The sequence below is a fragment of the Psychrobacillus sp. FJAT-21963 genome, from assembly GCF_001420585.1.
Lineage (GTDB): Bacteria > Bacillota > Bacilli > Bacillales_A > Planococcaceae > Psychrobacillus.
Genome location: NZ_LJIY01000001.1, coordinates 281,368 through 306,951 on the forward strand (window position 1 = coordinate 281,368; position 25,584 = coordinate 306,951).

Genomic DNA, 25,584 nt, shown 5'->3' on the forward strand with positions numbered 1-25,584 from the left:
CTCTCAATATTGAGAAAGAGTCAATCACCATAAGTTAGGTTTTACAACCATAAACCAGAGCATGATTAACAGCAAGAGTATATATTGCCATACAGAACTGTTTAATCTTTTAATAAGCGTACTGGAATCAATAACTCCAACTTGAAATTGTCGAATCTTTGGCTTAAATGCCTTTGCTAGAAACACGATAGAACTAATCATAACAACAATTGTCATGACTACCCACGATGTCGACCATGGCCAATTTCCTTGCCACATAAGTAGAACTCCAGAAACGACTAAAACATGACCAGCATGCTTAACTATCCGAATCGAAGCTTGAAAAACTTCTATTTGGGAATGAAGGACTTCACCGCTCTTATCATGCATTCGATTTAATAAAGGAAATAAAACAAAAAAAGGACCAATAGAAAGAATTGCACTAAGTACATGGATAAAAACAATGGATTCGTACATATAATCACCTACGTACATTATACTTTATCCACTTACAATAATTTGTGTCTAGATGAGGAATGTTTTATATATGGAATATACTGTTCTTATTCGCTATATTGAAAAGTAATCTTCGAAACTTTTTACTTTCTCGCTATATTTACTCACTTATTCGCAACTTTCTAATCCGTATTAGCAATATTTACTTGTTACGTGCAACATTCTGCAGCGTATTCGCAATATTGACATATTAGAAAGACTCTATTTCGCAATACGAAATAGAGTCTTTTCTTATTAAAGAGATTATAGTTTAAAATGACTTACTTCACTTTGAAGTTTTTCTGCGAGATTTGCCAATGATTGTGCACTCGAAGAAATCTCTTCATTTGCAGCTAACTGCTCTTCTGTAGCAGCACTTGTATCACTCGCAACATCTGCTGCATTAGTCGCTAGAGTTTGTACTTGTTGCGCACTTTCTGTTACGGATTCAGCCATTGCTTGAATTTGCTCAATTGCTGCAGAAACAGTTTCAACTTTAAATACAACTTCTCCAACGCTTGACTCTATTTCATTAAAAACATTAAGCGATTCCGTAGTTTTCGAAAGCCCTTCTTCTACTTTACCACCACCAGTTGTGATAGCTTTAAGAGCATCACCAGAAGCAGATTGGATCAACTGAACCATCGATTCAATTTCGGAAGCTGAGTTTTTCGATTGCTCAGCAAGTTTACGAACCTCTTCCGCTACCACAGCAAAACCTTTTCCATATTCCCCTGCACGCGCTGCTTCAATTGCAGCATTTAGAGCAAGAAGATTTGTTTGCTCCGATATATCTGTAATTAGCGCAGTAATCGATTGAATTTCATCGGAATGCTTCGCCATGTTTTTCATAATTTCTGTTGTTTCATTAAATGTTGTATGAATTGTATCCATTTGAGTCGCAACATCTGTGACAACCGCTGATCCTTTTGTCACTAGATTTTTAACCCCATCCGTTGCTTGAAGCATCTCTTCATTACTTTGCGAAATTTGTCCAACACCTTGTTGCAATTCCATCATAGAATTTACAGAGCTTTCTAAATGCTTCACTTGTTCTTCGCTGGCTGCCATTTGCCCTTCAGCTGATTTCGCAACCATTTGTGAAGAAGCTAAACTTTCCTCAGAACTTGCAGACAGTTCTTCAGCGTTCGCAGCCAATTGCATAGAAGAGTCTCGAACACTTGACACAATGCGTTGTAAATCGCTCGACATTTTATTGAAAGTTGTCGCCATAACTCCAACTTCGTCTTTATTTTTAATTTTGATAGGTTCTACTAATAAATTCCCGTTTGCAATTTCCTCTAAACCAGAAGTAACCTTTTGAATTGGTTTAGAAATGCTTTTACTAATGAAATAAGAAATAAGTAATGCAATAACAACGCTAAGTATCGTAATGATAATTACAAAATTATTAGAGGTTGCTTGATATTGATTTAACTCAGCTCTTGTTTGTTCCATATCAGCAATTTGAATTTCCTTTAATTCAGCTAAAATTGCTAGCACTTCATCGTTTAATTCAGTAGATTGGCTAGCATATTGTTCAAATGGTTGATTGCTCTTTTTCGACGAAATTATCTTATTATTTGATTCAAATAACGCCACTGTTTGAGTGCGAAGATCCTCTAATAACTTTAATGACTTCTCATCCTTCACACTCTCAATAAGTGTTTTTGCCGCGGCTGACCCATTTATAATTTCCTCATCAAACTTACCAATTGCATCTTCTTTTCCAAACATGACAAACTCTAAAACAGCAGTTGCCATATCTTTTTGGATGACTTCAATCTGACCTACTAGTACAACTTTCTTCACATTATTATCAAGCAAAGACTGGTATTTATCAGTAATAATAGATGATGCTAAAATAGATAATACGCTGATTAATACTAATAAAAGTAACACTGCTGAAAACCCGAACCACAATTTTTTTGATATTGTTAATTTCATTTTCTTACTCCCTTTTTCTCATATTCCTTCTCCAAATGATTCTTAAGTAGCTATATTATTATACATAAATAAAGGTACTTTGTCATAATATAGAATTTATTTGTCGAAAAAAAAGCCCTAAATCTAATAAAAGATTTAGGGTAATTGGTATACGTTAGATCTTAAAATGACTGACATTATTTTGCAAAGCCTCAGCAAGATCTGCTAATGACTGTGCATTGGCAGTGATTTCTTCATTTGCGGCAAGCTGCTCTTCAGTAGCTGCACTTGTATCATTTGCCCCATCCGCAGCAAGTGCTGCTAGACGTTGAACTTCAAGTGAACCTTCTGAAACCGATTTTGCCATTTCCTGAATTTGCTCTATTGCAGCGGAAACTGACTCAACTTTGACTCCAACTTCACCCACAGCAGATTCAATATCTTTAAATACATCTAGTGATTCAGTTGTTTTGGAAATCCCTGCTTCCACTTTACCACCACCGTCCGTGATTGCTTGAACTGCTTCACTAGATGCCTCCTGAATCATTTGTACCATGGAAGCAATCTCGGTTGCAGAATTCTTTGATTGCTCCGCTAATTTTCTTACTTCTTCGGCAACTACCGCAAAACCTTTTCCATATTCTCCTGCACGTGCTGCTTCGATTGCTGCATTCAATGCTAATAAATTCGTTTGTTCCGAAATATCTGTTATTAACGCAGTTACATTTTGTATTTCATCTGAATGCTTTGCCATGTTATTCATAATAACTGTCGTATCTTTGAAGGTTGTATGAATTGTGTTCATTTGTTCAGCAACATCTGAAACTACATCAGATCCTTTATTAACAAGCACTCGAACTTCGTCTGTTGCTTTTAACATCTCTTCATTACTTGTAGAAATTTGCTCAACCCCTTGTGATAATTCAGCCATCGCGTGAACCGAAGAATCCATATGGCGTACTTGCTGTTCACTAGTGGCCATTTGCTCCTCAGCAGACTTCGCCACCATTTGTGAGGATGCTAAGCTTTCTTCAGCGCTTGCAGTCAGCTCCTCAGCATTAGCTGCGAGCTGCATAGATGAATCTCTAACACCTGATACAATTTCAAGTAAATCTTTCGACATTGTATTGAAGGCTACTGCCATTTCTCCTACTTCGTCCTTATTTTTAATCATGATTGGCTCTAAACGTAAATTACCATCCGCAATCTGAACAAGTCCTGCAGTTACTTTCTTAACAGGTTTGGAAATACTTCTACTAATGAAATACGCTAGTGCAAGTCCTAAAATAACACTGATAATAGGTACTACTATAGTTAGTGTATTAATCATTGATTCAAATTTTTTCAATTCTTCTCTAGTTTTAACCATATCATTTTCAAGAAATTGCTCAATTTCGCTTAAAATGAAAATCATGTCATTGCTTGTTGCTTTACTATCAGCAGTATATTTATTGATTACCGCAGTATCCTTCTTCTGCTTTGCAGCAATCAAATCCTCATTTTTCGCAAAAAAAGCATTCTCTTTTTTCTTCAACTCTGATATCATCTCTTTTGTTTCCGGAGAAAATAATCTACCTTCTAGCTCAAGAATTAAAGAATTTTCTAATTCTGAATTAGATCTTATATTTTCCAGAGATTCATCCGTATTAAATAATAAATAATCCATCATGCTACGCGAAATATCTTTTTGAGCAATCTCAATATCTTTTATAAGATCCACTTTTTCTACCCGATCATCTAACAAAAACTGATATTTAGCACCTATTTCATCCATAGAAATATGTATCATAACAGAAACTCCAGCTAGTAATATCAAGACGGCAGAAAACCCTAACCACATTTTCTTAGCTATTGTCATTTTCATCATAAAGCTCCTAATCTCTCCAAAATTATTCACTCACCATATGAAATCTATTAAATGAAACAAAATGTTCCTTCCAATAGGAAGAATCTAAATTAGCAATCTCAACACCTTTAGAACCAGCATGTATAAACTCATTGTTGCCTAAATAAATTCCCATATGTGAAATTCCCGCTTTATATGTATTCTCAAAAAACACTAAATCGCCTACTACTGGGTTATCAATAGCTGAGCTTTTTGCAAAATAACTCTCGCTGCTTTGTCTAGTGATTGTCAGCCCTGCTTGTGAGTGAACAAAATAGATAAATCCACTACAATCAAATCCATCCATCGTATTTCCTGCATATAAATATGGAATACCAACCATCCGTTTTGCAAAGTCTACTACTAAATCATATATAGCTTGTCCATCTGAAGAAAGGGATTTTAAATCATTAAGTATTGGAGCTGGGTTAGTAATAAGTTCCTCCGCCTTCACCTGGACATCTTTAGCAGGATTTTCTTTAAGAGTTGTTACAGGCTTTGCAGATACTACCGCTTGAGTAGCTTTAGTAGTTGTATTAGCTACTTTAGGTTTTTGTACGATTAACTTCTGCTTCACATAAATACTGTCTTTCTTAAGCTTGTTCCAAGTACGTAGATCGTTCACTGTCACTTTGTACACTTTAGCAATTTTTGTCAACGAATCACCTTTTTTCACTTCATATAAAGCATTAGCACTTGCAGAAGTCGTAAATGTAAATAATAAGACCGAGACTATTAGCACCTTCTTAAACATATTAACCCTCCTTCTAATTTACTAGTAATTTAATAATACCATTATTTACATACTTAAACATTATAATTTTTATAAAATTAATTGCCTGGGAAATAAAATTCTTAGAAGCGATTATGGAAGAAAAAAACATGTTGTATAGATTATCATTTTATTTAGCTAGTTAAATGTAAAGCTTAAGATCAATAATAAAAAAAACACAAAAAACAGAGAAAATCTAACAAGTAGATTGTCTCTGTTTTCATTATTTATCCATTTGAATCTGTTTCACTAGATAGTAGTTGAAGTCTTAATTTAGACATTTCTTTGTCTAGTAACGAGGAGGCATTGGATAGCTCAATTAATTGTTTTTGAGCTTCTTCCGGTATCGATTCTCCTTGATATTTATAGTTGAGTTTATGTTCTGTTGATGCCCAAAAATCCATAGCGGATGTTCGGATTTGGATTTCCGCGGGAACCCATATCACTTCATTAGATAAGATGACTTGCGTTTCTACAACAAGATGAAGGCTTTTGTAGCCACTATTTTTAGGTTCTTTAATATAGTCTTTTACTCTAATCATGCGAATATCTTCACGCTGTTCGATATGTTCCTTCAGCAAATATACATCATCAATAAAGCTAGTGACAATTCGTACTCCAGCAATATCTCGTATTTCTTGTTTAATAGATTCTTGAGTCAGCGCTATTTCTTTATTTTCAATCTTCTCAACCAATGACATAATAGTTTTCATGCGTGTTTTCATATGCTCAATAGGAGAGTATCCGTGTTTCGATTTCCATTCAAGATCAATAATATTGAAATCACTCTTCAACTCATATAATGCCATCTCATATGGGATGAAAAAGCCTTTCCAGTTTTTTAAAACCTTTTGCACTATATCGATCTTATGTGTCTCTTGATACATATTAAACACTCCTTGATAAAATAACACTTTATTATTCTGTCATCATATCACAGGTGGTTTGAATCGGAAAGATATATTAGAATGACTAACCTGGGAATGGAATGGGAGAACGTTTGAGTTCCCCCTTTTTCACTTATTAAGTTAAATAGTCTTTAATACAAATAAACAACATTATTTACTCTCCATTAACTTGTAGTTTTTATCTATTAATGCTGATTTATTAAGTGTATCCGAAGGATTACCTTTTCTTCTTGAATGGAAGTTATAATGAAATCTAATATTTTGCTTGTGGAAGATGACTTGGCAATTAAAGAAATGGTTGAAAGTTATTTAACAGACAGCTTCTTATGTAGAAGATGTACTAGGTATGCTGGGTACATTTGATAATCAGCAATCTCAAGGAGTGCTACAACTCTAGCTTAGAGAAACTAAAACACCGACTTTCTTAAACGAAAGTCGGTGTTTTTCATTTCTTATTATCAAAATACATACCATCAATTGTTTGTGTTGCTGCATAAGGATTACTGTAAGAACCCTCATGACGTTTTTTTTGCTGGAGATCTTTTAAATCTCCTTTAACTAAATTCATTATTTTATCTAATCGCTCATTTATTCCTCGATCTAATTTCAGTAAATGCTCATACAAAGAATTTGTAGATAAATCAGTTTCAGCTAGTGCAAGTATTGCTTCTCCACGAGCATCGAGTAACTCATTAACTTTTTCTATAAACTCTGTACGTTCATTCTCTGAAGGATTTTTTGTTAAATGAGCATATAACATTTCAGATGCGGCTAGAAAATTTTCTATATCACCCATTATGCTTGATCTCCAGTAAATTGTTTTTGACGATTGATTTGAATTACTTGTTTCCATGTGTCTCTAAATTCCGTCACATAACCTTCTACTTCTTCAATCACTTCCACTGAGTTTTGAATATTGGCTTCTATAAGTCGATGATTCATATACTCGTACATTTGCATCATGGATTTAGAGATTTCAATATTCATATTCAATGTCACCATAAGCTCTTGAATAATTTTTTGAGCCTTTTGCAAATTAACATTTTTTTCTTGGATATTTTTATCAGTGATAGCGGTTTTAGCTTTTCCTAAAAACTTTAAACAACCATTATAAAGCATTAATGTTAATTCACCTGGCGATGCAGTGCTCACACTATTATTTTTATAAGCTTGGTGTACCGATTGTGCTGACAATATAACACAACTCCTTTTATTTTAAATCCCAAAAATCCATTATTGGCCTGTCGATTGTCCCATTAAGAAAGCAGACTGCTGGTTAGCTTTAGATATTGCTTGCTCCATTGCAGTGAATTGTCTCCAGTAGCGTGACTCAATATCTTCTAGTCTACGTTGAAAGTTTGAAATACGTGAGTTCGTATCAATCAAACTTTTTCCAATAGAATATTGTTGGTCAGTAGAACTAGCTTTCCCTGCTTTTTTCTCAATATTTAGAGTGAATTCTTTCATAGAATCACGCAAACGCTGAACGATTCCTCTAGTGTCCGCTGAAGTATCAGTAGCCTTTTCTCCTGACTGGGTAAGTGTTTTTACCACTTGATCTGGATTTTCAGTTAATGCTTTTCGCAGCTTTTCTTCATTGATAACTAGTTTACCACCATCAGAGTATGAATTTGAAGTAGTTACTCCCATTTCAGCAAGTGTGTCAATTATATTATCCTCGATTCCAACACGACCGTAAATAGCATTCCGCATTTCAGACAAGCCACCACTTACAATAGAATCACTTCTAAGTAACCCACTTTTTGCTTTTTCATCCCAAAGCTCCTGCTCTTTCTCGGACATGTCTTTTCGCTGTTCATCCGTTAAAGGAGGAAAATCACGATATTTTTTTTCTTTAAGAGAGGTATTCATGCCTTCAATAAGTTCATTATATTTTTCGACAAACTCTTTTACTTTATCAACCATTGCATTAATGTCTGAACTGGCTGTTAAATTAATTGTAGGAACAGACGCGTCTGGACTAGTATTATTATTTTGCTGAACTGCCAAATTATATTCTTCAATCTTTTGGTCTCTTAGAGCCTCTTTTGCTGTTAAATCATTTGTAGTTCTCGTAACATCTAAATTAGCAATATCTAGACTTACGTTCTTAACAGCTACATCCTTCAATGCAGTAAAATCTTCATTACTCATTCCCTGTAATGCTACTCTATCTTCAGCAGATAGGCTTTTCAACATTTTTTTAGATTCGTCTGTAATAGTTAAACTATCAATATCTGCATCTTCAGTAGCAGTTAGATTCTTAAATTCAAGAAAATGTTCTTCACTAAGATTTGCTATAGTATTTTTTAAAGCACTGTTATCCTTAACAGTATCTGAGTATAACGTCTGTTGGTCCAAAGTTAAACCATTAAATGCCGAATCATATTCAGATTGCTTTAATGATTGATTATTAAGTGCTGCATCCTTTGCTGTTTGAGCATTTGCAACATCTTGGATGGCTTGATCTTTTGCAATTTCTAATCGAGCCACATGTTCCTCAAGAGTATTTTTTACATTAAAAGTGGATTTAAGTGTTACATTGTATCCGGAAATTGTAAAAGTATTACTAGAACGTTCTGTAGTAATGCCATTCACTTGGAAAACTGCATTAGTACCTCCTGTAGCTAAATCGGTTGAATTAGACATTCCTAATGCAGAAAAGACATTATTCCCACCAGTAACTTGTACCTCTGCTCCACCTTTAATATCTCCTGTATTTTTTGCGGTAATTGATAGCTTACCATTTTCAAATAACGCCGACACTCCAGCACTACTATTGTTTATTTTTGAAATAACTTGATCAATAGTATCTGTAGCTTTAATTTCAATATTTGTAGCTTCTTTAGCTAATGTACCGTTTGATTGTATCGCTTTAAGAGAAATGGTAGTGTCCCCTGAAATACCACTAAGTTCACTCATTTTTGTAGAACCTGTTGCTGTTCCACCTGTTGAAGTCGAAATAGTATTTCCTATTTGTCTTGCAGCGGTCGCTAATTGTGAAACTCCTTCAATTGAAAGATTACTAGATGCTCCACCAGTAGCGGTTGCACTTACAAGATTAGCATTTGAACTTTCTACTGTCTTTTTATTGAAGTTGCTAGACAAAGAGAAATTGTCAAATAAATAAGTATCAAAGCTCTTTAACTTTGTATTGATTGAACGGTAAGAATCGCGTTGCCATTCAAATGTAGTTCTCTTTTGAAATAATTTATCTAGTGGTATACGCTCCGCTTTCATTAAATCTCCAACAATCTGATCTATATCCATTCCAGATGCTAATCCGCCTATTCTCATACCTGCCATTTATAATTACCTCCTAAATTTTCTCGTCTACAATCATTCCTAAAAATTTTTGCATCGTATAAAATGCATCTAACAATTTACGAGGAGGCACTTCTCGAATAACCTCATCCGTCTCCGCATCCACTACTTCCACATAATAGCGATCTAAGCCATCATGCATAACAAATTTGGAATTACGATTTTGAACCGTCATAAATTCATTTAATGCATCTACTGCTTTTTGCACCTTATCTTTTGGAAAACTTTCTTTTTCATTTGCTTTTTGTTCCGCTTGCATTATTTGCTTTAAAGAATCTTCCCCTATATTTACCTTATCAACCTCAGGAATTGATACTTGTTTAGATTGTGGAGCAACTACAACATCCTTTGCTTGTGATTGAGCTATTATACGCATACCAAAACTTTCCCCCTATGCTCACAATGTTCTTACTTACACTATCGGTCTTTTTATAAAAATTTTCAGTTCCTAGCAAAATTTTCATCTATTCTGTCGATAATATAGAAGAAATACAAATAATTCACATGGAGGTGAATGGATTGAAACTACAGAACCAGGCATGGATAGCCTTCTCAACAAACCGCTATCAAAAAAATGATACAGCAATAACCAGAACTCTTGAAAAGCTCTCAGGTGGAGATAAATTAACTCGTGCCGCTAATAATGCTTCAGGATTATCTATCTCTGAAACATTACGTGGACAAATTAGAGGTCTAGCAAGGGCACAGCAGAATATGCAGGATGGCATATCTGTTTTAGAGTCCACTGACGCAGGTCTCCAGCATGTAAGTAGTGTTCTGCAAAGAATACGAGAACTTGCTGTTCAAACTTCTACTGATACTATCACAGATGAAGATCGTGCTGCTGCACAAAAGGAATTAGACCAACTGCTTAGCTCTATCGATGACACCTCTGAGAAAATGGAATTTAATACACAAAATATTCTTGGAGATGTACGGCCGCTATACATACATGTTGGTGCAAATGCCGGTCAAACATTGCGTATTGATACCGTGAATGTTAGTACTGCTTCTTTAGGGATAGAAATTGCTAAACTTTCTACTAGAGATGAGGCAGAAGATTTAATTGCAAAAGTTGATAATGCATTATCTACAATATCTAACCACTTAGCTAATACAGGTTCGGATTATGAGGCTCTATCTCACCATAAGGAGAATGTTTCTAATATGGAATTGAGCTTACAAAAAACGGAATCCCTAATTCGTGATCCAGATATGGCTTTTGAAATGATGGAATTTGTTAAACAAGGTATCCGTCAAAAAGGTGATGAGTTACTCATAAAACATACAAACCAAAACGTTAGTGATGTATTAAAATTATTTGGATAAAAATTAAACACCAGATTACAAGCATTCGCTGAGTAATCCGGTGTTTTTTAACCTATCAATAATTCCAATGCCATTTCAAGAATCACTTTAGTAGATTATTAATAACCTATAATTTTTTTGAAAGTAACCATTCACACCATAAAAAGTCTTCTTCTGTATCGATATCCATGGATCTACTTCTTGGCATTTTAAATGCTACTGTCTCCTCATTCAAAAAAGACTTTGTATTCTTTAAACTTTCTATTTGTGCTACGTATACAGCACCGTTCAAGGAAAATACATTCGGTAAATCCTGACGTCTAACAGCATAATTATCTTGGTCAATAATTTGCTCCATATGTCCGTTATTGTCAACTTTATACATCCAATAAGGAGATTTGTCTGGTTCAGTTACACTTACACAATAGTCTACTCCTTTATCTAAGAGCATCTGTATAGCACCATCTATATCTTCCGCTTTTCTAAGTGGTGAAGTAGGTTGTAATAACACTACATAATCATAACCAGGACATTGATTGATTGCATGTAGTACTGGATCGATTCCAGGAGTATCGTCTTGAGCAAGTTTCATCGGTCGAATAAATGGTACTTCACATCCATACTTCTTAGCTTCTTTTATAATTTCCGAATCCTCTGATGACAATATTATATTGGAAATGTATTGAGATTTTTTCGCTTCTTCAATAGTCCATGCAATTAAAGGTTTTCCATTTAAATCTCTAACATTCTTTCTAGGGACTCCTTTAGAGCCCCCACGCGCAGGTATAACCGCTAAAAAACTTGGCTTCATTGAGATCGCTCCCTATACTCATAATTAGCCCGTTCAAAATCATCTACTCGACCTATATCTAGCCAATATTCACGAATCGGAAAAGCAGATACTACCCTATTATTTTCCATTAATTGTTTAAATAAATCTGGCATATCATAAAACTTACTTTCCGGAATAAGATCAAAGGCCTCAGGACTTAATACATATATTCCAGCATTTACAAAACTACGATGTATAGGCTTTTCAGTTATATTTTTTAAAAGTTGACCTTCTGTTTCAATTACACCATAAGGTATTTGATATTCATACTCTCTAACACACATTGTTGCAATAGCATTAGATTCTTTATGAAACTGTAAAAGTTGCTCAAAGTTTACTTGAGTTAATAAATCCCCATTCATCACAAAAACTGGACTTGTAGGTTTTTCATTTAATAAGGATAGCGCACCCGCTGTTCCCATTCTTTTTTCTTCTTCTATGTAGGAAATTGATACCCCAAAAGCTGCTCCATCTTGAAAATAATCTTGAATTATTTCTTTTTTATAATTAACGGATAGTATGAAATTTGTAAAACCATTCTGTTTAAACCCTTCAATAATAGTTTCTAAAATTGGCTTATTTCCAACTTGAAGCATAGGTTTTGGAATATCATTAGTCAATGGGCGTAATCGAGATCCCAATCCACCTACCATTAAAATAACAGTGTTGTTTGACTCTTTATCACTTTCAGATTGATCAGCAAAAATTATATCCACGATTTTACCGTATTCATCAATAATTGGTAATTGTTTTACTTTATGTCTCCTTAATGTTTTTAAATAATTTGAACGACTCCTTCCAGCGGAAGCAGTTAAAGGAGTTTTATTCATCACCTGTTGAATTTCAACCTCTAGGCCCTCACCACGTAAGATACCTCTTCGAATATCCCCATCCGTAACGGTACCGAGTAATCGCTGATTTCCATCAACAACCACGGCAAATTGGAGGGAGGAATCATCAATTATTTTCATCGTATTAAAAAGAGTAGTAGTTTCTCTAACTAGTACATTTCGCCATTTTTTCAATAATTACACTTCCTTTGCGGGAACTCCAATAGCTCTTTTTCCTGCATCAATATTATGAATTACAACAGCACCTGCCCCTATTAAGCAATCATTTCCGATAGTAATTCCATGAATAAGGGTAGCTCCAGTTCCAACATGACATCCATTATCAATTTTAACTCCACCGGATATTGTTACACGAGGTGCGATATGTACATGCTCCCCAATATCGCTGTCATGATCTATACTAGCCCCAGTATTAATAATTGTATTATTTCCTACTCTGACATTTGTTTGAATAATACTCCCTGCCATTATTTGAACTCCTTCTCCCAGGGTAACAGATGGGGAAAGAATGGACTTATCATGAATTACATTTGAAAAATGAAATCCTAGATTCTTCATGCTTTCAAATAAGGATTTTCGAGTAGTTGAGACATTAACTGAACCTATACCTATAATTAGCTCAATTTCGTTTGGATTATAATTTTGAATAGCGATATCAGGACCAATATATCGTAATCCAAAATTATTGTTTTCTTGTGATGGTGCAGTATAACCAAGTATAGTGCGGCTTTGGGTTAACAAAATTTCTGTTAGGACAGAAGCATGACCACCATTTCCGATTAAAATGATAGGTTTATATGTCAATTAAATCATCCTTTTTATAGCTCTTCTTCGCTTTTGTTCCTAAAAGTGACCAATAAAAGGAAGGTGCTAACCCCGTCCCTGGTCGTTTTATCATTAAATTTTCATTTGTGAAAAAATCATCTTCTTTAATATCTTTACTTGCAACCAAGCTTTTTCTTGCTGCAATTCGATTACTCAACTCAATACTTGTTGGAGCCTTTACTCCACTACCTAAAGCAATCTCGACATTTCGAATACTTGTTACCATCTCAAGTAATTCATTAGGCTCCAATGAAGCTAAATGATCAGGTCCAGGTAACTGTCTATCTATAGTAAAATGCTTTTCTATTAACTTAGCTCCTGCTCCAACTGCAGCAATAGGAACCGCAATCCCTTCGGAGTGATCTGAAAAACCAATTGGTAATTGAAGTTCATTTTCTAATTGCTTCATTGCGTTTAGATTAATTGTTTTAAATGGTGCGGGGTATTCTGTTGTACAATGAAGAACAGTTACAAATTGCTGTAATTTCTCCTTTGCCTCCTTAGTTTTATAGAAAGCGTGTACCTTATCGATCTTTACTTCCTCATTTGGTTTTGATAATCCATATGCTATAAATGAAAGAGCTTCATGTATATCATCCATTGTTGCCATACCAGTAGAGATTATCATCTTCTTTTGTTTTGTAGCAATATAATGTAAAAATGGTGTATTTGTTAATTCACCTGAAGGGACTTTAACTGTCCGTATTTGCAGTTCGTCTAGTAAAAAATCGACACTTTCTACATCAAATGGTGTCGATAAAAATTCGATATCTAATGAGTCGCAGTAATCTTTAAGTCTTTTAAATTCTTCAAATGAAAGCTCAAGTGCTTTCAACATTTCATATTGAGTAGTTGCTTCTCCTAAATTTTCAACTTGATAATCTGCTTGCTTTGCTATTTTTGTGACTAAATTTTTTGCTTTAAATGTTTGAAATTTAACTGCATCTACACCAGAATCCTTAGCTATTTTTACCAATTTCTTCGCCATTTCAAAAGAACCGTTATGATTTACTCCTGCTTCAGCAATAATATATATAGATTGACTCATAAATCATAAAACTCCTTTTTTATAAAAAAAACAGGCAACTTTCTTAATTGCTCTAGAATTTTCTCCGTTACTTGTCCATTCCCAAATATGTACTCATAATGATTATTAAATGCTAATGCTTCAGTAATAGAATTTACAATTGAGTTTTCACTTAATTCTGTGTCAAATACAGATGTCGGTCTTTCTCTTCCTGCCTGTCGTTCTCCACAATTTACAGTTGGAGTATGTAAATATGGCACTTCAATTAAACCACTTGATGAATTTCCAATTACCACATCAGCATGTTTGACAGCACTTAAATAACGAAGATAACCAAGTGAATCAAATAAGTAAGCATTTGAATTTTTAGATACAAACTCTTCTAACGTTTCATTAATATAACGGCCACCATTATCAGCATTTGCTTTCGTAAAGACTAGATTCACATTAGAATAATTTCTCAATGCATCTAAAAGCGCATGAATGCCACTGGAATTATTATTAGTTTCAGGATGATAAGTAATCAAAAACATCGATTTACCTGGATGAATACCTAAATTTAAAAATAAATCTTCTCTTGATAATAGCTTTAACTTAAGTATATTTTCAATTCCCATAGCCCCTACATTCCAAACCCGATCAGGACTTTCACCTAATTGAATGACACGTCTTCTATGTGATTCAGTACTTGTAAAATGCCATGTCGACATTTTAGTAATAGCGTGCCTAATTGCATCGTCATATGCACCAAATGTACACTCACCACCATGTATGTGTGCAATTGGTATTTGCATTACTAACGCGGTTTGAGCAGCAGACAACATTTCGAAACGATCACCAAGTAATATTAATAAATCCGGTTGTAACCGTTGGAATACATCTGTAAAACCAATTATCCCCAATCCAATTGCCTTAGAAATTCCAATAGAAGTATCAGAAGACATTAACATTTCAACTTTATCATTAATTAAAAAGCCATCCTCTTCAATTTCTTTGTATGTTAAACCAAACTCTGGAGATAAATGCATTCCGGTTACTACTAATTGTAATTCAAAATCCTTAGACTCTTTAATAGCTTTCATTAAATTGGAAAGCAAACCATACTCAGCACGTGTTCCTGTCACAATGCAAATTTTTTTTTTCATTTACTACACCTCTCTTAACGGTGTGCTTGGAATATTTATTATAAGACTATTTAAATCGTCAGTAATTGATAAATTTGCTGTTGGCATATTAGAATATGGTGTCAGCAGATGGAGTGGTGTCCAAATAGGCCGACTCATTACACCTTGTTCGTTTAAAAAATCTAGTACTTCATCTCTATTATAGGTATGGTCTAGTATTAACGTTTGCAACCAATAATTACTTTTTGTATGTTCAGGCTCTTTAAATAATTGAACACCAGCAATATTTTTGACAAGTTTTTCATAGTAAGATGTAATCTTTCTTTTGTGCTCTATAAAATTATGCATTTTTTCAAGTTGTGCACACCCTAGTGCAGCATTTATATTTGGTAAACGATAGTTGTAGCCTATTTCATCATGGTTATATGCCCAACGATGGGGAATTTTTGCTGTGGTTGTTATATGCTTTGCATAATCAGCGATGTCCTCATCATTCGTCAAGATTGCTCCTCCGCCACCGGTTGTAATGATTTTATTGCCATTGAAGCTAAGAGCACTCACTTTTCCGAAACTTCCTGTATGTTTTCCTTTATAATACGATCCAAGGGATTCAGCAGCATCTTCAATTAGTATCAAGTTATATTTTTTGCAAATTACCTGTAGCTCATCTATCTCTACTGGATGCCCAAAAGTATGCATTGGTACAACTGCTCGAATAATTCTACCAGTTTCCTTATTAATAAGGTGATTCCCTTTAAAGTCACCAATCCTTAAAATATGATCCTCTAATTTTACGGGATCAATCCCTAACGTATTTTCAGAAACATCTACAAAATGAGGAACTGCTCCTAAATATGAAACTGCATTAGCTGTAGCAACAAAAGTTAATGAAGGCATAAACACTTCATCCTCTGCTTTTACACCGACAACTTTTAATGCTATATGAAGGGCTGCAGTTCCATTAACTACTGCAATTGCTCGTTTAACACCAGTAAATTCAGCCAATTCTTTTTCAAAACGCTCTACATATTTACCAACTGATGATACCCAACCTGATTTGATACAATCTGTCACATAATCCACTTCAACTTCTGTAAAAGTAGGTTCGTGAAGTGCTACAAAATCTTTTTCATACATCTTTTTTACTTCAGAAGTAAAAGAAAACCATTCGTTTCTCATATGTTATACACATCCGTTTTAAACGAAGATAGATTTTCAGGCTTCGTAAACCATTTAATCGTCTCTTCCAAACCTCTTTTAAAACCATCTTTTCCTCCAAAAGATGGCTCCCATCCAAGCAATTCTTTTGCTTTTTTATTTTCAGCCCATAAACGTTCAACTTCACTTTTTTCTGGTCTTAATCGCAGTTCATCTGTTTCAATTTTCAAGTTCACATTCATAATATCAGCAATCATTTCAGCAGTCTCACCGATTGAAACCTCATAATTTGAGCCAATATTTATCACTTCACCAATAGATTTTTCACTATTCATTACAGAAATAAAACCACTTATTGTATCTTTGACATAGTTAAAATCACGAGTAGGACTAATAGCCCCTAATTTTATTGTTGATTTTCCTGAAGCGACCTGGCTAATAATAGTAGGTATAACAGCTCTTGCTGATTGTCTAGGTCCATACGTATTAAATGGACGTATAATCGACACTGGGGTATTAAAAGAACGATAAAAAGACAATGCCATTTGATCAGCACCAATTTTGGATGCGGAATACGGTGATTGTCCTTGAAGTGGATGCTCTTCATCAATCGGAACATATAATGCTGTTCCATAAACTTCACTTGTAGAAGTCTGCACTACTTTCTCTATATCTAATTCTCTTGCTGCTTGAACAATATTAAGCGTACCCTTAATATTTGTATCTACATAGGTGTCTGGTGAGTGATAAGAGTAGGGTATGGCAATAAGTGAAGCTAAGTGTAAAACGTGTGTACACCCTTTCATTGCTTCTTTTACTCCATGTGGATCGCGAATATCCCCAGCGAAAACATCTAAATTCTTTTTAATCTCCAATGGAGATTGATCAAGCCATCCCCACGAATTGAATGAATTATAATATACAAATGCTCGAACATCATAGCCTTGTGTAACAAGAGCTTCTGTTAAATGTGAGCCAATGAAACCATCAGCACCAGTTACTAGGATTTTTTTTGACATCAATACTGCTCCTTTACTTTTCACCTAAAAAAAATATTTTATTTTCTTCTTATTTGAACAGTTTTTTACATCAATCTATCTAACAATTCTTCATTATCAATATAAGGAACCCCTTCAATTCTAGCTCCTTTCCATGCAGTATTGAAAATTTCTAAATTTGTTTTTGATACTTTACGCTCAAACCATCTCCTAAAGCTGTTTAAATCAGCCCGTGTACTTAGGTATTCTCCGCTATTTGCAATTACTTTTCGAAATTTAGTAGTATCTCTAAAACTATTATTTGAGGTTGAGTTAACAGCATGTGTATTAGTACCTTTAAACCCAAAGTCCTGTCCAAATAAATAAACGCTTTTAAATCCCATATACTCAAGTAAGGATAGTGCAGTTGTAGCTACAGAACCACCTGTTTCCAAAACAGTTAGAACATTGTTCTTGGCAAACTCTTCTGAGAGAAAATATCCTTTTTGAAACATTATAAATCTATTACCTGTGTGTCTTAAAGTCATTTCATAATTCGCAGTAGCAAGATAAAATAGAATACCCTTGTAATTAGATTCCGATATTTGTTTTACTACAAGTGGGGAAGGATCTGTAATTATAATAGCATTAGGAATAATATTTTTAGCTAATAATACGTTCAAAGCAGAACCCACACAAAGTACAAACCCTTGTTTTTGTACTTTCTCTAAAGTAATCAATGTGTCTTCTAAAGATGGACCAGCTGAAACTAAAAAAGCTGATTCTCCTTGGAATTTTTCATGCCAAATGTTAATTGAGGAGTCGCCATTCATAATATTATATCTAAAGTTTTCCTCCAACAGTGATTCAAATCTTTTGTGGCTCATCTGATTTATCTTTATATCTTCCAAATAATGATACAAACTATGTTCATGTCCTAAAGCTTTCATTATAGGTAAGGGAATGAATAATTGATAGTTTAAAAGATGAGATTTCACTTTCCAATCTTTAATTAATTGAACATTTTCAGCTGAAATAATTTGAGCATTAGAAGAAAATTGGTAAAAAAAATCTATTTCTTTCTCATCTAATATTAAAACTTCTATTTTTTTCTTCGAGTTTAAAGTTACTAACTGTTCTAGATGATAGCCTAACCCAAGTCCAATCAGAAAATATCCTTCAGCATTCTCATCATACTCTTGAAGAATAAATTTTTTTGCATCTTGCCTCGGATTATAAGTACTATAAATGTTAATGTTATTAAGAGAGAGAGTATACTCGCCATTTTTTGCAATTTTCACTTCAAATTTCATTTCAATTCACTAATTTCATACAAAGAACACTCTTCAAAAAAAGGTTTAATTTCATATTCAAACATGTCTGCTACTAAAACAAAATCTTGTATTTCTAAACCATTGTTAATTTCATTTAAAAACTCATTTATTTTTTCAGGTTTAAGGGGGTTGGAAATAGAATTCTTCTCTAATAGTCTATTCGCTTCTATTAACCAACTTGTACCCTCACTAAATTCTAGAATACTTTTCAAAGCAACAGGCAAATTATCTGTTCTAATATCGTCTGCTATCTTTTGGCATCCTACAGGTAACTTCTTAATATATTCATTATAACTACACTTTGTCTCTTTAATAAGTTTATCCATTTTTTATAACCTCATTTTTTTCAATTTTTATAATTAATTCTTCTGTATATCCTACAGTTAAATCAAGTGCATTAATTAGCCTACTATAAAGTTCTTTATTTTGATTGTATACTCTATTGTATGCGTCTTTAGAAGACTCATTGGGAGAAGGCAGAAAATTATTTTGAATACTAATTGTAATAGGATCTAAAATACTAATCATTGAAACTTCTTCAATTAACTTTTTCAATACCTCATCATTTTTATTTAAATTTCTTAGTGTATTTTCTAAAAATAGACTATCAGATTTATTTGACTTTAGGATGTAAAGACTCTCAACTAAATTATTTCTTATTTTATGGTATATTTTTAATTCACTCTTCATTTTTACCAAAAGATTTGTTCTATTATGTTTAACATTGTCATTTGGGATAACCTTTTTAACTGGTTCATTTTTAATATAGATTTTACAAAAATCTTTAAAAGACAATTTATTAAACCCCTTTAGATTAACCCCTCCCTCTGTACAATTATAAATATCCCTATCTTTTCCTACGATACTAAGTAGCCCCTCAAAACTTTCCTTCATTGAGAGAAATGTATAATCTGTTAATACTTCATCTTTAAAATATCCTTCTGTAAGAAACATTCCCCTAGCTTTTTTATATTCTTCATCGATGATTCTATGATTTTTATTGTTTTCAGCATGAGTTTTATTATCAGTGTAAGCTAAGTCCTGACCAATAATTGCAATTGGACCGGTTGTAATAAAAGTTGCAATTGTAAAAGCAAAGTTAGCAACAGATCCCCCACCAGCAATTTCTGGAAGCTCTATAGAAGTTAGCTTTTCGAAATGGTTCTTCATTTTATCTTTTCCAAAGGAATTAAATAAGTAAGCTGGGTTTTCGAAACTTTCCCGGATTCCATAGTGGCTAGTTAAACTATAAATATAAGTTGTTTGTTTAGTATGTATATCTTTAAAATGGTTATAGTTTGCTAATGATCCATCAACAGACACAACAAAATCAGGAACTATATTAGAACTTAGTAATGTATTAATTGTAGATCCAGCAGCTATAATTATTATTTTGTCTTTAATTGTATTTAATAAAGGTAATTGTTTTGACAAAGATGGACCACCTGAGGCAATAACAACTGGAAGATCATATTTCCCTTTTATATCAAAAAGGGATTTATCTCCGACTGCATTATATAAATTAAATAGATAGTTTTTCTGCCAATCTTCAGCAAAAAAACGAATTGTATTTTCATTAATGCGATTCAATTTAGCCTGTTCATTAATAATATCTAGAACAAGTTTGTATGAATTGTTCAATATTTTGTCGTAATTAGGTGATTGAATCATATGTATCCTTCTATTAAACTTTGCGATCTTAGTAATAATAATTTTCTTGAATAATTCTCCTTCTATATCTTTTATTACAGTTACTCTTGAATCTTTTCCATCATTAATTAAATCATATAACGGATCAATCACCAACATTTCTTCGTAAGTACCCATTTTCTCAAATAAAGCGTTAGCGAAATATCCCAATCCATAACCAAAAAGAATATGAAAATTATTTGGTTTAAAGTTTTTTTCGCATAATTGCTTTGCTTCTTTATCAGGATCATATTTACTATGCAAGTAATAATCATTTACTTTAACGGTAAAAACTCCAGACTTAGTAACTATTTTTTCAATTTCAAATTCTTTTTCCATAATTACACCTCTCGTTTTCTATCGACAAATTTGACTGGAGATAAAGTAAATATTATGTTTAATTATTGAACTCTATACAAAATCTTTAGTGTATAAAAAAAAACTGAATTCCAAATAGGAATCCAGTCTTTTTTAGTTATGATTATTGTAGTAATTGAAGAACACCTTGTGGTTGCTGATTAGCTTGAGCAAGCATAGATTGAGAAGCTTGCATTAAAATGTTATTTTTAGTAAATGCCATCATTTCTTTAGCCATGTCTACGTCACGAATACGAGATTCAGCAGCAGTTAAATTCTCAGAAGTTGCCCCTAAGTTGTTAATGGTATGTTCAAGACGGTTTTGAACTGCACCTAATGCTGAACGTTGTGTTGAAACTGTTTCAATTGCATCATTAATTTTAGTGATAGCTGCATCAGCACCTGTTTGAGTAGATAATGTTAATGAATCTACGCTTAAAGCTGCTGCATCCATTGTTGAAATACTTAAAGTAATTGATTGTCCTTCATTAGCTCCTATATGGAATACTTTAGCAGTGAAAGACCCACCTAGTAAATTTTGAGTGTTGAATTCAGTATTTTCAGCGATACGAGTAATTTCAGATGCTAAAGCATCAATTTCTGATTGGATTGCTTTACGGTCTGATGTTACATTTGTATCATTAGATGATTGTACAGCTAATTCACGCATACGTTGAAGAATAGAGTGTGTTTCGTTAAGAGCACCTTCAGCAGTTTGAATTAATGAAATTGAGTCTTGTGCATTTTTAGTAGCCATGTCAAGACCGCGAATTTGTCCACGCATTTTTTCAGAGATTGCAAGACCAGCAGCATCGTCTCCAGCGCGGTTGATTTTGAAACCTGAAGAAAGTTTTTCTAAGTTTTTAGCAGTTGAACCTTGGTTAGCTGTTAAGTTTCTGTGTGTATTTAATGCTGAAATATTGTGTTGAATTCTCATTTTGAGATTCCTCCTTGAATTTTGTTTTAATTAATTCCCACATCCTTGTGGAATATGTTTAGCAGTATAAGGTCGGCCGCCCCATTTCTGCCTTACATTAATAGTATCGTACTTTTTTGGAAATGTTTAATAGTTATTAAAGATTTTTTTTAGAAATTTGCTCAATTAATGATTTAGACACATTCAATGACTCTTTGTTTTGATTTTGTATACTTTCGTATACTTCAGACCGGTAGACTTTGATATTTTTTGGAGCAACAATCCCTAGTTTTACTTGGTCTCCGTCTATACTTAATATTTTTAGTTCAATTTGATCCCCTATCATGATTGATTCATCTTTTTTTCGTGAAAGTACAAGCATTAAAAATTGCTCCCTTCGATAGGGAATCGTAATGGATAAATATTTGCATCTTGCAATACAAGTTGTTTAGCAATCTTTTGTTTGTGATTGATTAATACTGGGGCTTGTAAGTTTAATGTCGAATTATTAAAAGGTTCTTTTAAAGTAACAATTGAATAGGTGATTAAATCTTCTGGTGTCTCTATTTTCAATTCTTCTTTGTCTTCTTCCATAACATCGAATGCATAGTCTTGCTTAAAGACAAATGGTAGAGCTATAACGAAGCCTATCTCTTGTTGTTTGATAGATTGTAGAATAGCAAAAGGAGAATCTTTTTCTAATGGCAGAATAACAAACTCTGTTATATCTTCAAATCCCGGCAATCCGTAAGGAAAATGAATAATTTCCTTATCTTCAATTGTAACTTCTCCTAGAAATTTAGTTTCAATATTCATAGTTAGCTCCTTTTAGACAATTACGTCTATTTCTATTGAAGGGTACTGCATCATATAGCCCGATACTTTACCTTGTGTATAGTTGTGAATTGGTTTATTAACAGTAGCGCTAATTTGAGCTTTATTTGTTTGCACATTTATGTCTATACTAGCTGGAGTATAAGTGGTTTTGACAGATCCAATAGATGGAACAAATTTAATACCAAGTGCTTTTTTTTGAGGAGTTGCCTTTGAAGCAGCAATAGCTTGAATTGCATTTCCACCGTTTTCAATACTAGCTAGTTGTTCTCCTTCTCTTGCACGTCTAGCAATACCTGCAAGCACGGCTTGCTTCCCCTTTTGAGCATAATTACGACTAGATTCTAATGGTCCTATTAATCCCAAATCTCTTCTCGCTTGTGATGAATCAATATTCAATTGACCATTTGTAGTTCTGATAGTTACCTCAGCTGCTGATTGTTTAATTTGTAAATCAGCTTTTGGTTGTTCGATATGCTGTTGTGGTTTCTCTATTTTTAATCCGAGTTGAGCTTTTGTAGTTTGTATTTGGATTTGTGGAATTCTCATAGTTCTCATCCTTTAAAGAAAGCGTTTGAACAAGTTGTCCAAACGCTTTTTTATTATCTTAAAAAATCTATTAATGATGGTTGAATAATGCGTGCACCAACAGAAAGTGCAGCACTGTGAATTGATTCTTGAGTTATTAATTCAGTAATAGCCTTTTCATAATCAATGTCTTCATTATTAGATAACTGTTTTGTTACAATTACTTCTTGTGTTCCAAGTCTATTTTCCATCATTTCAACTCTATTTTGACGAGCACCAATATCTGCACGTGCTCCTAAAACAAGATTTTGATTATCACTTATAGTTGATAGATAGGGACCAAAGTCAGATCCCGCCTTTGTTGGATCTTTCAAATCTGCTTCTAAGTTTATCATCATCTCATCGATTTTACTAAAAATGTCATATCCGTTAGTGTTTACAGTAATTTGAACTCCATCGTATACTTCAATGTTAACAGAAGTTTCATAGGCTGAAATGGTAGAGTCTGCGGGATAAGTATTTCCAGGTGCCACAATTGCTTCACCTGCTAGAGTTGTATCTGTAAATAAAGGTTCTAATGTTTTGGTACCACTAAAAATATACTTATCGCCAACTTTTGTATTACCCATGTCTCGAATTTGCTCTTTAATTTGAGTAATTTCTTTTTCAATTTTTTCACGATCCTCAGGTGTAATTGAATCAGTTGATGCTTGTGTAACGAGTTCTTGTACCCGTCTTAAGGCAATTCCTACTTTATCTAATGCATCATCAGAGCTATCTAGCCAGTTGTTAACCTCTCCAAGATTACGCTGATATTGTTCTACTTTACCTAAATCAGTACGATAACCAATACCTTTTATCGCTACTACCGGATCTTGTGAAGGTCTTGTAATCTTTTTTCCCGAGTTTAACTGTTCTTGCAGTGTTCCCATTTTACTATAGCTATTTGTTAAGTTACGAAGCATATTATTTGAAAGCATTGATTGGGTAACGCGCATGTTTAGTACCCCCTAGTTATAATCCAACACGGCCCATGCCGTTGATAATTTTGTCAAGTGTCTCATCAATCACTGTAATCATACGTGCATTTGCGTTGTATGCTTGCTGAAATGTGATCATATTTGTCATTTCTTCATCTAAGGAGACGGAACTAAAAGAGGCACGATTATTCTCGACCGTTAATTTGATAGTGGCTGAATTGTATTGGAGTCGTGCAGCTTGCTCTCCATCTACTCCCATTTGACCTATAATGGATTGATAAAAAGTTTGAACAGTAGCACCGCCTAGGCCAGTAAGTGAATTAAATTTCATATTAGATAGTAGTAATGAATTTCCGCCATTACCTTCTTCATCTGGCGAGGATGAAGCATTGATAAGGCCAGGATCAGTTTCAAAAATGTCTCGAACTTTAATATCACTTGCTCCATTTGTAAATTCAAAGAAATCATTTTCCTTCGTTTTTCCAGGTAATGGATTCCCGTTTGCATGAATCTTATTGAATTCTTCAGCAAATGCTTTCGCCATTTTATCAAGATTCGTAAGCATTTCTGGATAATATCCAGTAGTAGTACCACCATTTGTATATCCATACGAATCAATTAAAGAAAGTAATTTACCCTTACTCTTTTCTAAATCGCTATAGTTAATCGGTGGTCCCCCTGCAGCATTACCATTCGCAGCTACAGTAAACTGTGTAAAAGGTTCAAAATTAGTATTATCATTCATACCTACTGCTGTTATTGAAGCAGCGTCTTTCCCGTCAACTACTTCCACTAATCCGCCATTCGTTTTAATGGAAATTTTAACTGTGCCCTCTGCAATAGGCAGTGAGTTCCCACCAGATTTAGTATATTCCACTTCAATTGGGAAGTACTGAGAAAGTTCATCTAAAAGGACATCTCGAGTATCATACAAATCATTCGGCATATATCCATTAGGTTCAATTTGTTGAATTTGTTCATTAATAGATGCGATTTGTTTCAAAATGGAATTTACATCCTTAGTGGATACGAGAATTTCATTTTTCAAATTCCCTTGAATATCTGAAAGTTGCTTGTGCATATAGTTAAAAGATTCTGCAACCGCAATTCCACGTTGTACTACTACTTTTCGAGTACCTGCATTTTCAGGATTTGTACTTAGATCTTGAAGTGACTTCCAAAATTGATTTAATGATTCATTCAAACCAAATTCAGATGGCTCAGCCATAATATCTTCCATTTGGGTGATTGCTTGAGATCTAGATTCCCAATAGCCCAATTTGTTAGACTCTTGTCTATATTGACGATCAATGAAAGCATCCCTAATCCGTTGAACAGATTGAGCCTGTACACCTGTCCCAATGTGGCCTGGTGTTTTAGGAGCGTTAAGCCCTGTGCCTGGATAGCCCAGTGTAGCTTCCATATTCACGCGTTGGCGTGAGTAGCCTAATGTGTTGGCATTGGAGATATTGTGTCCAGTTGTGTATAGAGCTGATTGTTGAGTGAATAGTCCTCGTTTACTTGCTTCTAGTCCCATAAATGTGGAGCGCATGGG

Annotated in this window: 26 protein-coding genes; 1 reads left to right on the plus strand and 25 read right to left on the minus strand. The window is 33.9% G+C overall.

Annotation, left to right across the window (positions count from 1 at the left end; all coding sequences use genetic code 11):
• Positions 1 to 24: 24 nt before the first annotated feature.
• The 9 genes from AN959_RS01330 to AN959_RS01370 form a co-directional block, all read right to left on the minus strand.
• A complete protein-coding gene (locus tag AN959_RS01330; RefSeq protein ID WP_056827616.1) occupies positions 25 to 474 on the minus strand; it encodes a hypothetical protein in 450 nt (149 codons plus the stop codon).
• Between the two features lie 264 nt (positions 475 to 738).
• Entirely contained in the window at positions 739 to 2,421 is a 1,683-nt protein-coding gene (locus AN959_RS01335; protein WP_056827618.1) for a methyl-accepting chemotaxis protein, read from the minus strand.
• Positions 2,422 to 2,575: 154 nt separating this feature from the next.
• Positions 2,576 to 4,264: a methyl-accepting chemotaxis protein gene (locus AN959_RS01340; protein ID WP_056827620.1), complete on the minus strand. Its 1,689-nt coding sequence runs from the start codon at positions 4,262 to 4,264 to the stop codon at positions 2,576 to 2,578.
• A gap of 25 nt (positions 4,265 to 4,289) precedes the next feature.
• On the minus strand, positions 4,290 to 5,039 hold the full coding sequence (locus tag AN959_RS01345; RefSeq protein WP_056827622.1) for a C40 family peptidase: 750 nt from the start codon (positions 5,037 to 5,039) through the stop codon (positions 4,290 to 4,292).
• A 245-nt stretch (positions 5,040 to 5,284) separates the two neighbouring features.
• Positions 5,285 to 5,944: a GTP pyrophosphokinase family protein gene (locus AN959_RS01350; protein WP_056827624.1), complete on the minus strand. Its 660-nt coding sequence runs from the start codon at positions 5,942 to 5,944 to the stop codon at positions 5,285 to 5,287.
• A 466-nt stretch (positions 5,945 to 6,410) separates the two neighbouring features.
• Positions 6,411 to 6,761 carry a flagellar protein FliT gene (locus tag AN959_RS01355; RefSeq protein ID WP_056827627.1) on the minus strand — a complete coding sequence of 117 codons (351 nt, stop codon included), beginning with the start codon at positions 6,759 to 6,761 and terminating at the stop codon, positions 6,411 to 6,413.
• Positions 6,761 to 7,159, minus strand: a complete 399-nt coding sequence (gene fliS / locus AN959_RS01360; RefSeq protein WP_056827629.1) for a flagellar export chaperone FliS — start codon at positions 7,157 to 7,159, stop codon at positions 6,761 to 6,763. The genes AN959_RS01355 and fliS overlap by 1 nt, the downstream gene beginning before the upstream one ends.
• 39 nt (positions 7,160 to 7,198) lie before the next feature.
• Entirely contained in the window at positions 7,199 to 9,271 is a 2,073-nt protein-coding gene (gene fliD, locus AN959_RS01365; protein WP_056827631.1) for a flagellar filament capping protein FliD, read from the minus strand.
• A gap of 13 nt (positions 9,272 to 9,284) precedes the next feature.
• Entirely contained in the window at positions 9,285 to 9,665 is a 381-nt protein-coding gene (locus AN959_RS01370) for a flagellar protein FlaG (RefSeq protein WP_056827632.1), read from the minus strand.
• A 143-nt stretch (positions 9,666 to 9,808) separates the two neighbouring features.
• On the opposite strand from AN959_RS01370, the gene AN959_RS01375 reads away from it, so the two are divergent.
• Positions 9,809 to 10,618 (plus strand): flagellin, encoded by an 810-nt coding sequence (locus tag AN959_RS01375; RefSeq protein WP_056827635.1) that lies wholly within the window; start codon positions 9,809 to 9,811, stop codon positions 10,616 to 10,618.
• Between the two features lie 106 nt (positions 10,619 to 10,724).
• Here the strand turns inward: AN959_RS01375 and AN959_RS01380 are convergent, their stop codons facing one another.
• The 16 genes from AN959_RS01380 to flgK form a co-directional block, all read right to left on the minus strand.
• Positions 10,725 to 11,408, minus strand: a complete 684-nt coding sequence (locus AN959_RS01380) for a cytidylyltransferase domain-containing protein (protein ID WP_056827638.1) — start codon at positions 11,406 to 11,408, stop codon at positions 10,725 to 10,727.
• Complete coding sequence (locus tag AN959_RS01385) at positions 11,405 to 12,454, minus strand: nucleotidyltransferase family protein (RefSeq protein ID WP_056827640.1); 1,050 nt, start codon at positions 12,452 to 12,454, stop codon at positions 11,405 to 11,407. Before AN959_RS01385 ends, AN959_RS01380 begins: the two co-directional genes overlap by 4 nt.
• Positions 12,455 to 12,457: 3 nt before the next feature.
• Positions 12,458 to 13,084: an acetyltransferase gene (locus AN959_RS01390; protein WP_056827642.1), complete on the minus strand. Its 627-nt coding sequence runs from the start codon at positions 13,082 to 13,084 to the stop codon at positions 12,458 to 12,460.
• The gene (gene neuB / locus AN959_RS01395) at positions 13,074 to 14,153 is read right to left on the minus strand and encodes an N-acetylneuraminate synthase (RefSeq protein WP_056827644.1); all 1,080 of its coding nucleotides are present in this window, start codon (positions 14,151 to 14,153) and stop codon (positions 13,074 to 13,076) included. The genes AN959_RS01390 and neuB overlap by 11 nt, the downstream gene beginning before the upstream one ends.
• A complete protein-coding gene (neuC, locus tag AN959_RS01400) occupies positions 14,150 to 15,277 on the minus strand; it encodes a UDP-N-acetylglucosamine 2-epimerase (RefSeq protein WP_056827646.1) in 1,128 nt (375 codons plus the stop codon). The genes neuB and neuC overlap by 4 nt, the downstream gene beginning before the upstream one ends.
• Before the next feature lie 3 nt (positions 15,278 to 15,280).
• On the minus strand, positions 15,281 to 16,435 hold the full coding sequence (locus AN959_RS01405; protein WP_056827648.1) for a LegC family aminotransferase: 1,155 nt from the start codon (positions 16,433 to 16,435) through the stop codon (positions 15,281 to 15,283).
• Entirely contained in the window at positions 16,432 to 17,433 is a 1,002-nt protein-coding gene (locus AN959_RS01410; RefSeq protein WP_056827650.1) for an NAD-dependent 4,6-dehydratase LegB, read from the minus strand. Before AN959_RS01410 ends, AN959_RS01405 begins: the two co-directional genes overlap by 4 nt.
• Positions 17,434 to 17,498: 65 nt before the next feature.
• Positions 17,499 to 18,704 carry a motility associated factor glycosyltransferase family protein gene (locus AN959_RS01415; RefSeq protein WP_056827652.1) on the minus strand — a complete coding sequence of 402 codons (1,206 nt, stop codon included), beginning with the start codon at positions 18,702 to 18,704 and terminating at the stop codon, positions 17,499 to 17,501.
• Complete coding sequence (locus tag AN959_RS01420) at positions 18,701 to 19,051, minus strand: hypothetical protein (RefSeq protein ID WP_056827654.1); 351 nt, start codon at positions 19,049 to 19,051, stop codon at positions 18,701 to 18,703. Before AN959_RS01420 ends, AN959_RS01415 begins: the two co-directional genes overlap by 4 nt.
• Positions 19,044 to 20,753: a motility associated factor glycosyltransferase family protein gene (locus AN959_RS01425; RefSeq protein WP_056827656.1), complete on the minus strand. Its 1,710-nt coding sequence runs from the start codon at positions 20,751 to 20,753 to the stop codon at positions 19,044 to 19,046. Before AN959_RS01425 ends, AN959_RS01420 begins: the two co-directional genes overlap by 8 nt.
• Positions 20,754 to 20,895: 142 nt before the next feature.
• Positions 20,896 to 21,708, minus strand: coding sequence for a flagellin (locus AN959_RS01430; protein WP_056827658.1), 813 nt, complete (start codon positions 21,706 to 21,708; stop codon positions 20,896 to 20,898).
• A 136-nt stretch (positions 21,709 to 21,844) separates the two neighbouring features.
• Positions 21,845 to 22,069: a carbon storage regulator CsrA gene (csrA, locus tag AN959_RS01435; protein ID WP_056827660.1), complete on the minus strand. Its 225-nt coding sequence runs from the start codon at positions 22,067 to 22,069 to the stop codon at positions 21,845 to 21,847.
• Complete coding sequence (fliW, locus tag AN959_RS01440; RefSeq protein WP_056827662.1) at positions 22,069 to 22,503, minus strand: flagellar assembly protein FliW; 435 nt, start codon at positions 22,501 to 22,503, stop codon at positions 22,069 to 22,071. Before fliW ends, csrA begins: the two co-directional genes overlap by 1 nt.
• Positions 22,504 to 22,515: 12 nt before the next feature.
• Positions 22,516 to 23,070: a DUF6470 family protein gene (locus tag AN959_RS01445; RefSeq protein WP_056827665.1), complete on the minus strand. Its 555-nt coding sequence runs from the start codon at positions 23,068 to 23,070 to the stop codon at positions 22,516 to 22,518.
• Positions 23,071 to 23,123: 53 nt separating this feature from the next.
• Positions 23,124 to 24,047, minus strand: a complete 924-nt coding sequence (flgL, locus tag AN959_RS01450; protein WP_056827667.1) for a flagellar hook-associated protein FlgL — start codon at positions 24,045 to 24,047, stop codon at positions 23,124 to 23,126.
• 16 nt (positions 24,048 to 24,063) lie between these two features.
• Entirely contained in the window at positions 24,064 to 25,581 is a 1,518-nt protein-coding gene (gene flgK, locus AN959_RS01455; protein ID WP_056827669.1) for a flagellar hook-associated protein FlgK, read from the minus strand.
• Positions 25,582 to 25,584 lie beyond the last annotated feature (3 nt).

Bases quoted from the DNA above. Each gene is read 5' to 3' on its own strand.
- AN959_RS01330 (WP_056827616.1), bottom strand. From the start codon at position 474: ATGTACGTAGGTGATTATATGTACGAATCCATTGTTTTTATCCATGTA.
- AN959_RS01335 (WP_056827618.1), bottom strand. From the start codon at position 2,421: ATGAAATTAACAATATCAAAAAAATTGTGGTTCGGGTTTTCAGCAGTG.
- AN959_RS01340 (WP_056827620.1), bottom strand. From the start codon at position 4,264: ATGAAAATGACAATAGCTAAGAAAATGTGGTTAGGGTTTTCTGCCGTC.
- AN959_RS01345 (WP_056827622.1), bottom strand. From the start codon at position 5,039: ATGTTTAAGAAGGTGCTAATAGTCTCGGTCTTATTATTTACATTTACG.
- AN959_RS01350 (WP_056827624.1), bottom strand. From the start codon at position 5,944: ATGTATCAAGAGACACATAAGATCGATATAGTGCAAAAGGTTTTAAAA.
- AN959_RS01355 (WP_056827627.1), bottom strand. From the start codon at position 6,761: ATGGGTGATATAGAAAATTTTCTAGCCGCATCTGAAATGTTATATGCT.
- fliD (WP_056827631.1), bottom strand. From the start codon at position 9,271: ATGGCAGGTATGAGAATAGGCGGATTAGCATCTGGAATGGATATAGAT.
- AN959_RS01370 (WP_056827632.1), bottom strand. From the start codon at position 9,665: ATGCGTATAATAGCTCAATCACAAGCAAAGGATGTTGTAGTTGCTCCA.
- AN959_RS01380 (WP_056827638.1), bottom strand. From the start codon at position 11,408: ATGAAGCCAAGTTTTTTAGCGGTTATACCTGCGCGTGGGGGCTCTAAA.
- neuB (WP_056827644.1), bottom strand. From the start codon at position 14,153: ATGAGTCAATCTATATATATTATTGCTGAAGCAGGAGTAAATCATAAC.
- neuC (WP_056827646.1), bottom strand. From the start codon at position 15,277: ATGAAAAAAAAAATTTGCATTGTGACAGGAACACGTGCTGAGTATGGT.
- AN959_RS01405 (WP_056827648.1), bottom strand. From the start codon at position 16,435: ATGAGAAACGAATGGTTTTCTTTTACTTCTGAAGTAAAAAAGATGTAT.
- AN959_RS01410 (WP_056827650.1), bottom strand. From the start codon at position 17,433: ATGTCAAAAAAAATCCTAGTAACTGGTGCTGATGGTTTCATTGGCTCA.
- AN959_RS01415 (WP_056827652.1), bottom strand. From the start codon at position 18,704: ATGAAATTTGAAGTGAAAATTGCAAAAAATGGCGAGTATACTCTCTCT.
- AN959_RS01420 (WP_056827654.1), bottom strand. From the start codon at position 19,051: ATGGATAAACTTATTAAAGAGACAAAGTGTAGTTATAATGAATATATT.
- AN959_RS01425 (WP_056827656.1), bottom strand. From the start codon at position 20,753: ATGGAAAAAGAATTTGAAATTGAAAAAATAGTTACTAAGTCTGGAGTT.
- AN959_RS01430 (WP_056827658.1), bottom strand. From the start codon at position 21,708: ATGAGAATTCAACACAATATTTCAGCATTAAATACACACAGAAACTTA.
- csrA (WP_056827660.1), bottom strand. From the start codon at position 22,069: ATGCTTGTACTTTCACGAAAAAAAGATGAATCAATCATGATAGGGGAT.
- fliW (WP_056827662.1), bottom strand. From the start codon at position 22,503: ATGAATATTGAAACTAAATTTCTAGGAGAAGTTACAATTGAAGATAAG.
- AN959_RS01445 (WP_056827665.1), bottom strand. From the start codon at position 23,070: ATGAGAATTCCACAAATCCAAATACAAACTACAAAAGCTCAACTCGGA.
- flgL (WP_056827667.1), bottom strand. From the start codon at position 24,047: ATGCGCGTTACCCAATCAATGCTTTCAAATAATATGCTTCGTAACTTA.
- flgK (WP_056827669.1), bottom strand. From the start codon at position 25,581: ATGCGCTCCACATTTATGGGACTAGAAGCAAGTAAACGAGGACTATTC.